An 11,265-nucleotide genomic window follows, 5' to 3' on the forward strand; every position below is an offset into this window, starting at 1 on the left:
AATACCGGCCGGTCACCCCCATCAACCGGGATGCGATGGCCGCCTTCTTGTACCGACTCAAGTCAACCAGCAGCACACCGACCATCACCGACACCAACCTGCTCACCTGCATCGACGCCACTTTGGGTCTACCCGCCGGCACCCAACCCACACCAGCCCAGGCAGCAGGCCTCACCAATCTCGGGTGCGACAACGAGTCCATAAGTCAGCTGCAAGGCCTCCAAACCTTCACCGGGTTAACGCACCTCAACTTGGGAAATTACCGTGATGTTGCCGAAAACCAGATCAGTGACCTGACCCCGCTAGCCGGTCTCACCAACCTCACCAATCTCTACCTCCTTCACAACCAGATCAGTGACCTGACCCCGCTGGCCGGTCTCACCAACCTCACCTGGCTCGACCTGAAATACAACCAGGTCAGCAACATCACACCCCTCAAAGGCCTCACCCAGCTCACCACCCTCCAACTCGAAAGCAACCAGGTCAGCAACATCACCCCGCTGGCCGAACTCACCAACCTCAGCCTCAGCGGCAACCAGGTAAGCGACCTCACCCCGCTGGCCGAACTCACCAACCTCACCAGCCTCAGCGTCTGGAGCAACCAGATCAGTGACTTGACACCTCTCAAGAGGCTCACCCAGCTCACATACCTTGACCTGAGCCACAACCAGGTCAGCGATGTGTCGCCGATCCAGGCGTTGGTCGACAATGGGGTCGTGGGCTTGGGGGGAAATCCGGTGTGCACCACGGCACCGTCCACAAAAGGCTGTTAGTGAGCTGGCGCCGTGGTGTGGCGCCTGTGGTGTGGTGAATCCTCGATTCGTGACGTCGCCAGGGCGGTGAACCAGCTACTGGGGTCGATCTTCGCGCTGCCCGCCAAGCGCACTAGCCGTATGGTAATGATGATCGGCTCGAAACTGTCGTCCGATGCCTCGGCACCTCGATCTGCGTGGGGTCGATCCCAGTGATCACGGTCTTCGGCCGCAGCCCGTCACGTACATTCGAACCGGTCAGGGTACCGCCGTACTCGTGGCCCAGGTGCTCGGTCATCTCGGCTTCCAGGAATGGTTGACAAGGGGGAGCGTGTTACTGCCAGAGAATCTGATCTGCACCACCGCACCTGACACGCCGGTTGCATCTGACCGACCCCGCCACCTATCACCGGCCATAAGCCCTGGGATCCTCGACATGGCGTTGTGCGGTCGGGATGAATCGTCACAGACCGCTGTCCAAAACTGCCGGCACTCTTCAAGGCACAAGCGACACCGCTCATGGCGAACTGTCAGGTCTGCAAACTTCACGTCAGGCCGCTCCGATGCCTCACGCTCAAGATCGGTCTCGAATGCGTCGGCATCGTCAAAAGGTCTCGACCGATCCCTCCGCGATGTCCTGCTCGGCGCTCATCGCCCCGCCGGAGCGTGAGGATGCCTTGGAACCCACCAGCGGCGGCCCCCCGACGCGCACCCGCAGCGGTACCGCAGCCCGCTCCTCATCGGTGAACAGCCGCTGGGCCATCTGCTCCTTGGTGAGCGGTGGCTTGGGATCGTCCTGGCTGCCGTCCAGCGCCTTATCGCGCAGGAAGCGCACAGCCTGGTCGGATGGCCCGTCGAAGACAACCTTGCCGTGTGACATGACGATGCCCCGCTTGCAGAGCTTTTCCACCATGTCGAGGTCGTGGCTGACGATCACCAAGGTCTTGCCGTCACGCACCATCGTGCGAATCAGGGCCTTGCACTTCTTCTGGAACGGCTCATCGCCGACAGCCAGGATCTCGTCGACGAGGAAGACATCAGGATTGGTGTGCACGGCCACCGAGAAAGCCAGCCTCAGGTACATGCCTGAGGAGTAAAATTTAACCTCAGTCTCGATGAATTCGCCAATGTCTGCGAATTCGAGGATGTCGTCGTACGCGGCGTCTATCTGCTCCTTGGTCATGCCCAGAATCGCGCCGTTGAGGTAGACATTGTCGTGCCCGGTGAGGTCAGGATGAAACCCCGCACCCACTTCGATGAGCCCGGCTACTCGGCCCCGCACCCCGACTGCGCCACCATCGGGATGCATCACCCCGCTGATCAGCTTGAGCGTCGTGGATTTCCCCGAACCGTTGAAACCCATGAGGGCCACGGATTCACCGTCGGCTATGTCGACATTGACATCGTCCATCGCCCGGAATTCGTTGCTGAAGTCCTTCCGGCGCCCCTTGATGAGCCAGATGAACGCCTCTTTCAACGAGCGGGTGTGACGGAGCAGGAATATCTTCGTGACGTGCTGGAGCGTCACCACGATGTGCGGATCGCGCGGTTCGATCGGTGTTCTCCTCGCCATCACAGCTCCTGCGCGAACTGGCGCTCGACTCGACGGAATATGAAATCGCCCAGCACCAGCATGAGCACGCTGATGAGCACCGCGATCGGCGTCCAGACGCTGAAAAGATGAGGGACCACCCGCCACTGCTCTGGATTGATCGGACGCGTCGTGGTGGGGGCCCAGAAACAGTCGTGGAAGAGTTCCACCGCGACGGTGAGCGGGTTGAACATGTACACCGTCATCGCCAGCGAACCGAGGGAATTCTCGACGAGCACCCACATGTAGAGCACCGGGCTGAGCCAGGTGGCGACCATGTTGATCAGGTCGACGAAATTCTCCGCGTCGCGGAAGAAGACGTCCGCTGCCCCGAAGATGAGCCCCAGGGCCAGCGCGAAGACCGAGACGATGAAAGACGCGACGAGGAACGAGCCGAGCTGGATCCACGTCGGATGCCAGCCGACGAACAGGTTGACTGCCACCAGAATGGCGACCTGTGGGAGGAAGTGGATCCAGGCGACCCACAGACTGGAGACCGGGAACAGCTCGCGGGGCAGGTAGATCTTCTTGATCAGCCCGCCATTACCGACAATCGAGCGCGAAGCATTCGTGAAGACCTCGCCGAACAGATTCATCACGACAATGCCACTGAACATGTAGATGGCGTAATTCTCAAGCCCCTTGTTCAGCCCGAGGAAGACGCCCATTGCCAAATAGAAGACCCCGAACTGGACGGCCGGCTTGATGTAACTCCACAGCAATCCGAGGATGGAATCGCGATACCGGACCTGGATCTCCTTGTTGACGATGCGCCGGAGCAGGAATCTGCTCCTGAACACGTCGAGCAGACCGTGACCATGTCCGGGAGCCCGCAGCGGAACTGTGGCGTTGCCGCTCACCACCGCGATGTCAGTCGTCTGCACTCTTCCCGATCCCATCCTCGATCCCGAAGGTCTTCGCCCATTCCTCGAAGGACGTGACATCGTGGAGCGCATTCCTGTACTCGGCGCTCAGCTCCCCCCAGCGGGCCAGCAGTTCGGTCCTCAGCTGGGCCTCGCGCAGCAACTGTTGCCTGAACTGCCGCGGATCTCGTTTGTACCACGCGACTCCTGTGCCGTCCGCCTTGCTGACCAGCACTGAGTCGAAGTTCGACAACGCCCAGAAGGACGCGCGCGAGTGAGAGATTGATGCCTGGGGTCGCTCCATCGCATCCTTGGACACCGGAAGGAGATGTTTCACCGCCGTCTTGAGCGTCCACGGGACCAAGTACCTCGTCTGGGGCCGCTGGGGAGTACGCCCCTTGTGCCACGGCTTGTCGCGGTCGACCTCGGGAAATGCCGCGGGGTCGCTCCTGTAATCGGACTGGGTGTATTCCTTCGCCATGGCCCGCAGCCGAGGAGCCCGGGACTTGATGGTGGAGTGCAGGTGGCCGGGCCCGGACAGGATGTCCTCCAAAGCCAGGATGCGGGCGTCCTGGGCATAGTACTCAGAACTTACGGCATGCTTCATGTCGCGGGCGACGAGATTCTGGATGAGTTTCCCCCCGTGTTTGTAGGGGGAATAGAGCAGTCCCGTGAGAATTCTGTTCCGCTCGTGGAAGTACGCCTGCCAGTCGATCGTGTCATCCTTGTCGACCCAAGACATGTGCCACACTCCCGCACCCGGCAGGGTGACCGTGTAGACCCCCACCCGCTGTGCCCGCAGGCCATATTCGGCGTCATCCCACTTGATGAAGACCGGGATGGACAGACCGAGCTCGCGAATCGTCTCGGTGGGTATGAGGCACATCCACCAGCCGTTGTAGTCGACGTCGAGACGCCTGTGCATCCACGGAGTGGACCGCAACGGATGCTCGACGACATCGACGCCCTCCGGAATGTTGTCGATCGAACCCCAGAACCAGTTGTAGCGATCCAGATGTTCGCCCCAGGTGTGCAGGACTGACTTGTTGAACAGGTCGAACATCATGCCGCCGACAATGGTCGGCTTGCGGCAGAACCCCGCGAACAGCAGGGCCCGTTCGATGCCCTCCGGCTCGATCTGAACGTCGTCGTCGAGAACCAGGTGATACCTACTCACATTGGCTTTCGCCGATTCGTACATGCCGCGCGAGAAACCACCAGAACCACCCAGGTTGTCCTGATAGATCATCGACAGTTTGTCTCCGAGCAGCTCCTGTGCTGCCGGGAAGCCCTCGTCGTCCTTGACGTTCTTGTTCCCCTGGTCGACCACGTAGACCCGATCGATCTGCTCCAACAGAGTTGTGGCCCTACCCAGGGCCTGGAGGGTCCGGGCGCAGTAGTCAGGACGATTGAACGTCGTGATACCGATGGACAGCCGCCCCAGACGCGGGGGCTGTCCGGAGACGAGCCACGATCCCTCGTTGAGTACGGCTCCTCCATCGCCGCCGATGAGGTCAAACCAGTACCAGCCGCCGTCGGCGAAACCGTCGATCCCGAGGTCGCACAGCACTTCCTGCTCGGCACCGTCCTGCACCTTGATGGTCTCCACACGCTGCGCACGGCCCTGGCTGTTCGACCGATAGACCATCACGGTGACATTCCCGCTGACGACCAGCCGCAGCCGGACGCCGTCGATGACCGTCCACTTGCGCCAGTAACTCACCGGGAAGCCGTTCATGATCGTGGCGAAGGTGACGCGAAGCCCTTCGGGCACTTCCATCCGCCGCCGCGAGCGGACCAGCTGACTACGGCTCTCATCGGCCGCCACGGAGACAGCCACAGCTGCGCTGTCCTGGGACGCATCGCCCCAGCGGTCCATCCGGGGAGCATGGCCCGCATGGCCACGGCCGAAACCCACGTACAGCGGCTGCTTGTCCTCGTCATTGTCCTCGGGGAGCACGATCCGCAGGACAGGCGTCCATGTCTTGCCGGGCGCCGCCGTGGTCACTGTGCCGTCGTTCACTTGAACGTTCACTGCTCCGCTCCTTCGGATTCCCACGCCGCACCCTCGGCGAAATAGGGCTTGATCTTGTTCTCGAACATCGTCAACGCCGAGCCGATGGCCATGTGCATGTCGAAGTACTTGTAACTGCCCAACCGACCGCCGAAGAGGATCATCTTCTCCGCCTTCACCCGCTCGCGGTACTTGAGCACCTTGGCCCTGTCCTCGTCGGTGTTGATGGGGTAGTAGGGCTCGTCGTCCTTCTCCGCGAAGCGCGAGTACTCGCGCATGATCACGGTGGCGTCCCTGGTGTAGTCCCGCTCAGGATGGAAGTGCCGGAACTCGTGGATGCGGGTGAAATCGACGTCGGGGTCGGGGTAGTTCATCACTGCACAGCCCTGGAAGTCCTCGATCGGAAGAACCTCTTCCCTGAGGTCGATGGTGCGCCACTTCAGCTCGCCCTCGGCGTAGTCGAAGTAGCGGTCCACCGGGCCGGTGTAGATCACCGGCACCTGGCCAAGCACCGAAGAGCGGCCGAACTCGCCCCCGTCGAAGAAGTCGGTGTCGAGGCATACCTGAATCTTCGGATTGTCGACCATCCGCTCGAACCATGCGGTGTACCCGTCGACGGGAAGGCCCTCGTGGGTGTCGTTGAAGTAGCGGTTGTCGTAGGTGTAGCGCACCGGCAGCCGGCTGATGATCGAGGCGGGCAGGTCCTTGGGGTCGGTCTGCCACTGCTTGCCCGTGTAGTACTTGATGAAGGCCTCGTAGAGCGGACGCCCGATGAGCTGGATGCCCTTGTCATTGAGATTCGAAGGATCTGTCCCAGCCAACTCGCCAGCCTGCTCGTTCACCCAGACCTTCGCCTGCACCGGCGACAGCGCCGAATGCAGGAACTGGTTGATGGTGCCCAGGTTGATGGGCATCGGGAAGACCTCACCGTTGTGGCAGGTGTACACGTGGTGCACGTAGTTGGTGAACGAGGTGAACTGGTTCACATAGCCCCACACCTTCTCGTTGGAGGTGTGGAACAGGTGCGCGCCGTAACGGTGCACCTCGATGCCGGTCGACTTTTCCCGCTCGGAGTACGCATTCCCGCCGATGTGACCCCGGCGATCCAGCACCACAACATTGAGGCCAAGATCGTTCGCCGCTCTTTCTGCGATGGTCAGGCCGAACAGGCCTGCGCCAACGATCACCATGTCTGCTTGCACGCAGTTCATCTCCTCTGGTCCGACCAGCAGTTGTGGTCCCAGCCGGCGACCACCACCACACGATACCCAAGCCGCTGGTCTGGGCCGAAGACCATGCCTACGTGTCGGCGATGACGCCGATCGAAGCTACCAGTGTCGCAGCTACCGAGCCAACCGGCTATCGACCAGCCGCTTCGTAGCCCTGCGATATCCTGCGTGAGCCCGAGAGCAAGGCTCATAGCCTTGATGCAATGGAGTTACTCAGAGGAGTGGCCTGTGGACGGAGAAGCAGTGCAGACAACCAGTCTGCATCCTCACATCGGGCCGAGAAGGGTCTCTCGACGATTTGCAACTCCTGGCAGACTCCTGATCGTCATAGGGATGTTCTTCGGACTGATATTCATTGTCTTGACTCCGCCGGGCTTCAATGCTGATGAGCCGAACCATTTCTTCCGTGCACTTCAGATCGCGAATGGGAATCTCTTTGGTCACCCCATTTCCCATGACGAATTCTCAGATATGGTGACTCGGCCGCCAGAGTCTTTTGGTGGATCAGTCCCGAGGAGTGCGGGCCAATTGTTTGAGATGTCTCATGTGTTTCCAATTGATGGAACCATGGGAGGTGGTTCCAGAACTTCTCAAATTGACTGGAAGGCTATGGGAGGCATCCCAATCCGTTCCGAACAAATGACGGTTGGAATGTCCAATGTGGAGATCTATTCTCCTGTTACATATATTCCCACCATCATTGCTTATTACGTGGGAAGACTCCTGAATCTTCCCATTCTGGCGGTTTTTTACCTTTCCAAGTTTCTCAACCTAGCGGTGGCATTGGCGTTGTCGTGGGCTGCAATCAAGATTGCCCCGCGTGGCAAGTGGATTATTCTCATGCTGAGCATACTACCGACAACTATCATTCAGTTCTGCTCTGTTTCCGCGGACCCAGTGACAATCGGTCTATGTTTTCTAGCATTTTCTATGACACTTCGCGTCGCGCTGCAAGAGGCAGCTGTTCAGCTTCATCAGTGGTTAGCCTTGATGGCAGTATTTGTAGGAGTTGGACTCTCCAAACCAGTGTATATCCTCATAGCTGGAATGATGGTCGCGATACCGCTGTGCAATCGGCGCGCAAGAACTCTCAAAAGCATGGCATCCTGGCTTAGTGTTATCGTGGTAGGTGGTGCCGCAGCCTTCTGGTGGCAACATGTGACAAGTTCTGTCCCACCCTCTTTTCAAACGATAGAAAAGGTTCACCAGCAGTATATGTTTCTCGCTAACAATCCGATGCTTGGCGTGAGAACGCTTCTCTATACTTACCTGACAAATTTTGGCGCCCCAAGAAATTTCTACACCACTTTTATCGGTTCAGGCGTGTGGGAGCATGTGTTTCTTTCGACCCTCTTCATTTATGCACTGTGTGGCGCGCTGTCCCTCGCTCCCCTAATAAGGGATAGGGATGAAAGTGAGTGGACAGGGACCAGGACAGTCCGCTGCACTTTCTCCATTGGGCTGATACTGCTGTTCGTGGTGGCCGCTGCGGCCACCGGCGTTGGATTGTATGGAATATGGACGGATCCAAGACTTGTCACGATTACAGGATTGCAGGGCCGCTATTTCATACCTTTCGCTCCGCTGCTGCTGGTTGCTCTGATTCCCATGCGGGCAAGATTAATTGAGATCCAGACGCGACTCCGCGTCCTCACCTTGTCTATTTCCATCGCATCGCTCATGGCCATGGCCTGGCTGACTTGGAAGTACCTATGGAGACCTCCGCTCCCGCTCTACTGGAGTTAGTAAGCTGACCCACACTTGGAAGTCTGAACACTTCCGTTCGACGGCGCATCATGCCGTAAATAGAAGAGCCTGGCCATTTCAGAGCGATTTTTGCGAATCCCGTCCAAGATCATCCCCAACATCCACATGACGAAGGAAATGAGCATCAGGCCTGTTGCCAGAAGTGCAGATGGAAGGCGTGGAACAAGATGCGTTCCCATGAATTCGAGGACGACGGGCACCCCCACAATCAAACTGATGATTAGCGCAATCAAGGCACAACAGCCGTAGAACATAATGGGGCGCTCGTGCCTACAGAGCTGCCAGATGAGCACGAGGATCTTGCGGCCATCAGAGAAAGTGTTCAACTTGGATTCAGTCCCTTCCACCCTTTCATGGAATCCACAGGGATACTCTGCGCTGGGCACCCTCAGGCTCATGATGTGCACCGTGAGTTCGGTTTCAATCTCAAATTCTCGGGAAGTTGCAGGGAAGCTCTTGACGAATCGCCGAGAGAATACGCGGTAGCCACTAAACATGTCGGTGACATTCTCACCGAAGATTCTCGACACGAGCCCATTGAACGCCTTATTACCTGCGGCATGGCCCGGTCGATAGTTGCTGGACTCCTCATCATCCTGGCGGCAGCCCAGCACGTGGTCAAAGGGTCCGGCTAACAACAATTCGATCATTGCCGCCAAATCTTTGGTCTCATAGGTGCCATCTCCGTCGATCATCACATAGACATCAGCATCGATATCTGCAAAAGCACGACGAACAACATTTCCTTTCCCCTTGCGATACTCATGACGCACTATTGCTCCGGCGCCCGCTGCTACTTCAGCAGTGCGGTCTGTGGAATTGTTGTCATACACGTATATATCCATGGTAGGAACCGCAAGGCGTAAATCAGCGACTACTCCCGCGATGGCAGCTTCTTCGTTATAGCACGGAACGATTGCTGCAATAGACAAGGAGCCCGCTGCTTCAGCGTCGAAAACAGCAGGATCTGGTGCATCGCTTCTATCAATCTCCATCACACGATGGATCGTAACGTGCCGGAACAGCCAACCTCTGTACCGGGCCAGCACAGCCAGTAGCTACTGGCATGGGAAGCAAGTGTCCAGGCAGACACCGCCCAAGGCGTTTGAACAAGTATGGTGACGTGGTGCCATCCTTCGACAACCTGCGTCGCACGGACGGAGGTACTCAACACTTCACATCAGGTCTTCTGAGGGAGCAACTAGTCCCGCTCCTCCAGTTCCTGGTAGTTGGCGGCATCGCGTTCCTCATCGACTATCTGACCTTCAACCTGCTGGTCTTCGCCGCACCCTGGCCAGGCGGCCATGGCCCGATGTTCGACTGGCCGATGCTTGCCAAGCTGCTCTCGATCTTGCTCGCTTCTGCATTTACCTATGTGGGCAACAGACTGTGGACCTTCAGCAAGAGAGGATCACGGGTGACCGGCGGGCGGCTGCTCGCATTCGTGCTCCTCAACATTGTTGCCATGGCAATGCAGGAACTGTGCCTCGGGTTCTCCCGCTATGCGCTCGGCCTTCACAGCTGGCTTTCAGACAACATCTCAGGAACACTCGTTGGCCAAGCGCTCGCGACGGTCTTCCGGTACGTGACATACCGCCGATGGGTCTTTCCCGACGACCGATCGGGGTCGTCACTTGGCGACCCGCACACCGATTCACAGCAGACGGCCACCCTGAGGTAAGCGCGGGGACGAAAGCTTGAAGCTAAGCCTGAGGTTTCGGGTCTCATGATGTTTTCAGGCGTTCTTTTGCTAAGAATCAGTGAGAACAGGTTGAGATGCCAATCGTGAGGGAGTCATTACCACCCATGTATGTCGACGATGTTGATGCGCCTGGTCGCTCCCATGCGTTCCGTTCACACCACGGCACTTGCGGACGGGCCTTGCTTGTCCTCACAGCCGTCCCACTTGGTGTCGGCCTGATTCCTGCTCAACACGCTGTCGCTGCGCCCGCAGAGTCAACCGCGCCTTCAGCCTCTTCGGAAAGCATCAGTTCAAGCGCACCAGCCAGCTCAGCCACAGGGCAGAGCACCACGACAGGAACAGCAGCAGCCAGCTCTTCATCTGACTCTCCCTCAGCAAGCGGACCCAGCCTGCAACCAAGCAAAGCGGCACGCGCAGCCATCGCCGTCCTCCCGGTGGACTCACACCTGACGAGTCTCTACGCCTCACTCGGCGGACCCTCCGGATCCTTCGGAGCGCCGATGGGTGAGGCCACCAAGGTGGCGGACGGAATTACCCAGAAGTTCCAGCATGGCGTCATGTACTGGAGCCAGCAAACGGGTGCCGCTGCAGTGCACGGAGCCAATCTGGACGAATACATCTCGCTAGGTGGCCCAATCAGTCAGCTGGGTTGGCCCTTGGCCAACGAGCAACCACTGGCTGGTGGGGTCTATCAAGATTTTCAGGGTGGCAAGATCTACTGGTCAGCCAATAGCGGTGCGCATGCGGTGACGAGTGCATTTCTCGTCAAGTACGCCGCCCTCAATTGGCAACTGGGAACTCTTGGCTGGCCCACGGGAGACTTCACTTCCCTGACTGGTGGGGGCTCCCAGCAGTTCCAAGGAGGCACGCTCTATACGTCGGCGAACGGTACATTTTCCGTCCATGGAGGGATACGGGATACCTACGTCAACGAAGGTTCCCGCAACGGTGCCTTGGGCTTCCCCACCAGTGATGAAGTGCCTGCGGCGAGGGGCGGTGCTTACCAGAATTTCCAGGGCGGCATCATCTACTGGACACCCGGTGTCGGCGCCTACACCATCCACGGCGCCATCCACGACGAGTGGGCATCCCTAGGAGCCGACAAAAGCTACCTCGGCTACCCCACCAGTAACGAAATCCCCAGCACCGACGGCCGCGTCTACCAGAATTTCCAAGGTGGAACCATTTACTGGGCACCCGGTGTCGGCGCCTACACCATCCACGGCGCCATCCACGACGAGTGGGCATCCCTAGGAGCCGACAACAGCTACCTCGGCTACCCCACCAGTAACGAAATAGGCACCGTCAACGGCGGCACATTCCAGAACTACCAAGGCGGAACCATCT

At 58.7% G+C, this 11,265-nt stretch carries 10 protein-coding genes; 4 read left to right on the plus strand and 6 right to left on the minus strand.

Annotation, left to right across the window (positions count from 1 at the left end):
- Window positions 1-773: leucine-rich repeat domain-containing protein (locus ABF648_RS10360; RefSeq protein ID WP_415632200.1), on the plus strand; the 773-nt coding region annotated here is incomplete at its 5' end.
- A 112-nt stretch (window positions 774-885) separates the two neighbouring features.
- On the opposite strand, the gene ABF648_RS10365 is transcribed toward ABF648_RS10360, so the two are convergent.
- The 5 genes from ABF648_RS10365 to glf all read right to left on the minus strand — a co-directional run bounded on the left by ABF648_RS10365 (window position 886) and on the right by glf (window position 6,422).
- The gene (locus ABF648_RS10365; RefSeq protein WP_415632212.1) at window positions 886-1,062 is read right to left on the minus strand and encodes a transposase; all 177 of its coding nucleotides are present in this window, start codon (window positions 1,060-1,062) and stop codon (window positions 886-888) included.
- Between the two features lie 294 nt (window positions 1,063-1,356).
- Entirely contained in the window at window positions 1,357-2,325 is a 969-nt protein-coding gene (locus tag ABF648_RS10370) for an ABC transporter ATP-binding protein (protein WP_415632201.1), read from the minus strand.
- Entirely contained in the window at window positions 2,325-3,227 is a 903-nt protein-coding gene (locus tag ABF648_RS10375) for an ABC transporter permease (RefSeq protein WP_415632202.1), read from the minus strand. Before ABF648_RS10375 ends, ABF648_RS10370 begins: the two co-directional genes overlap by 1 nt.
- The gene (locus tag ABF648_RS10380) at window positions 3,214-5,241 is read right to left on the minus strand and encodes a glycosyltransferase (RefSeq protein WP_415632203.1); all 2,028 of its coding nucleotides are present in this window, start codon (window positions 5,239-5,241) and stop codon (window positions 3,214-3,216) included. The genes ABF648_RS10375 and ABF648_RS10380 overlap by 14 nt, the downstream gene beginning before the upstream one ends.
- Window positions 5,238-6,422 (minus strand): UDP-galactopyranose mutase, encoded by a 1,185-nt coding sequence (glf, locus tag ABF648_RS10385; protein WP_415632204.1) that lies wholly within the window; start codon window positions 6,420-6,422, stop codon window positions 5,238-5,240. The genes ABF648_RS10380 and glf overlap by 4 nt, the downstream gene beginning before the upstream one ends.
- A 360-nt stretch (window positions 6,423-6,782) precedes the next feature.
- Here glf and ABF648_RS10390 point away from each other — a divergent pair, with 360 nt between their 5' ends.
- Complete coding sequence (locus ABF648_RS10390) at window positions 6,783-8,195, plus strand: DUF2142 domain-containing protein (protein ID WP_415632205.1); 1,413 nt, start codon at window positions 6,783-6,785, stop codon at window positions 8,193-8,195.
- On the opposite strand, the gene ABF648_RS10395 is transcribed toward ABF648_RS10390, so the two are convergent.
- Complete coding sequence (locus ABF648_RS10395; RefSeq protein ID WP_415632213.1) at window positions 8,192-9,211, minus strand: glycosyltransferase; 1,020 nt, start codon at window positions 9,209-9,211, stop codon at window positions 8,192-8,194. The genes ABF648_RS10390 and ABF648_RS10395 overlap by 4 nt on opposite strands.
- Before the next feature lie 131 nt (window positions 9,212-9,342).
- Here ABF648_RS10395 and ABF648_RS10400 point away from each other — a divergent pair, with 131 nt between their 5' ends.
- Together ABF648_RS10400 and ABF648_RS10405 are read left to right on the plus strand one after the other, a co-directional pair.
- Window positions 9,343-9,897 carry a GtrA family protein gene (locus tag ABF648_RS10400; protein WP_415632206.1) on the plus strand — a complete coding sequence of 185 codons (555 nt, stop codon included), beginning with the start codon at window positions 9,343-9,345 and terminating at the stop codon, window positions 9,895-9,897.
- Between the two features lie 521 nt (window positions 9,898-10,418).
- On the plus strand, window positions 10,419-11,265 hold an 847-nt coding region (locus ABF648_RS10405; protein ID WP_415632207.1), incomplete at its 3' end, for an LGFP repeat-containing protein.

This window comes from Propionibacterium sp., from assembly GCF_047719395.1.
Taxonomy (GTDB): domain Bacteria; phylum Actinomycetota; class Actinomycetes; order Propionibacteriales; family Propionibacteriaceae; genus Propionibacterium.